At 71.0% G+C, this 1649-nt stretch carries 2 protein-coding genes; both read right to left on the reverse strand.

Annotation, left to right across the window (positions count from 1 at the left end; all coding sequences use genetic code 11):
• Positions 1-556 (reverse strand): phosphoadenylyl-sulfate reductase (locus PHC73_RS12755; protein WP_300128933.1); only part of this gene is annotated, 556 nt, incomplete at its 3' end.
• Positions 557-632: 76 nt separating this feature from the next.
• Positions 633-1649, reverse strand: a 1017-nt coding sequence (locus tag PHC73_RS12760; RefSeq protein WP_300128936.1) for a patatin-like phospholipase family protein, incomplete at its 5' end; no start/stop codon positions are given.

The raw sequence follows: 1649 nt of genomic DNA on the forward strand, positions 1-1649 counted from the left end.
AATGGCGGTCATGCAGGGCGTTGTACGGGATGTCGTGGGCGCGGATGAAGGCCCACACGTCGGCCTCACTCCACTCGGCCAGCGGGTTGAACTTGAAGATGCCGCGCTGCTCGTCCCATTCGCGCTCGGGCAGCGCCGAGCGGTGTTGGCTCTGATCGCGTCGCCGCCCGGTGATCCAGGCGCGTTGCCCGGCGAGCGCCCGAACTAGCGGCTCCACCTTGCGGATGGCGCAGCACCGGCGGCGCAGCTCGACGCTGTCGTAAAAGGCGTTCACGCCGTGCTGGCGGGTGAAGGCGCGCAGCGCGTCGGCGTCCGGGTAGTACCAGTCGATGTCGACGCCATAGCGCCGGCGCAGCGCCTCGGCCACAGCGTAGGTTTCTTCCGGCAGCCGGCCGGTGTCTAGGCTCACCGTGCGGATGGCCGGTGCGTGGCGGCTGATGAGGTGCGTCAGCACCACCCCCTCCGGGCCGAAGCTGTTGGTGTGCACGGCAGGTGCGTGCGCCTGGGCGGCTTCCAGCACGGCGATGGCGTGGGTGACGAGAGCGGGTGTGGCCATGGACGACGGCACCGGGCACTAAAGAACGAGGCCGTCAGGGTACGGACGCGACTTATTCTTGAGAATTATTAAATTCTCATATTGTTATGCCTGACCCGAGCACCGTCGCTATGATGGCGTCCCTCTGCCGCTGCGCATCCGCGTAGCCCAGGTCCATCAGCTCGCTGCAGAAGGCGCCGTCGAACAGCAAATAACTCGGCAGCGGCGACAGCGCGCCGAACGCGCCGATGCCGCGCAGCAGGCGCCGCAGCAAGGTGGGAAAGCGGCCGCTGTGGCGCGCGGCGATCTCGCGCAGGTCCACGCTCGGCGCGAGCAGACAGGCGTCTATGTGGCGCAGCGGGCGGCCGAAACGTTGTGGCGGCTCGCTGCCCGCCCGCTGCACCAGCTCGTTCAGGCCTCGCAGGCGCTCCAGGTTTGCGCCGACGGCGTCCATGAACAGCGAGTCGAGCACGTAGCCGCCGATCTTGCCGAGCGTCGGGTACGGCGGCGGCTGCGGCAGCGGCACCGGGTCGTTGTTGCGGGTGGTCAGCACCAGCAGACGCTCGGCGCCGAGGTTGATGGCGGCCGACAGCGGCGCGTGGTCGCGCATGGCGCCATCGCCGTACCAGTCGTCGTCCAGGCGCACCGCCTCGAACAGCAGCGGGATGGCCACCGAGGCCATCACGTGATCCAGCGTCAGCTCGGCCGGGCAGCTGAGCGTGCGCTCGCGCTGCCACGGCGGCGGGTGGCCGGCGGCCTGATAGAAGGTGACGCCGCGGCTGCTGCCGTAGCCCGACGCGGTGACGGCGAGCGCGTCCAGCGCGCCGCGGCGCAGGTGAAGCTCGATGCGGGCGAAGTTGACGTGCCGCTCGAGCAGCGCGCGCAGCGGCCGGCAGTCCAGCAGCGAGCGCGGGTTGTGCCGCCCAAGGCCGCCGGCGACCAGAGCCGCCAGCCAGCGCACGGCGCGCCCGTACAGCGCGCGGTGGTCGCAGCGCACCACGTCGCCGACGCGCAGGTTGTGCCACACCCCGGCCAGGCCCTCCAGCCCGCGCGCGAAGCTGCCGGCGCGCGCCGCCAGCACGCTGGCGTTGATGGCGCCGGCCGACGTGCCGGT

Origin of the sequence: Immundisolibacter sp. (assembly GCF_028696615.1) — a bacterium.
Classification (GTDB): domain Bacteria; phylum Pseudomonadota; class Gammaproteobacteria; order Immundisolibacterales; family Immundisolibacteraceae; genus Immundisolibacter.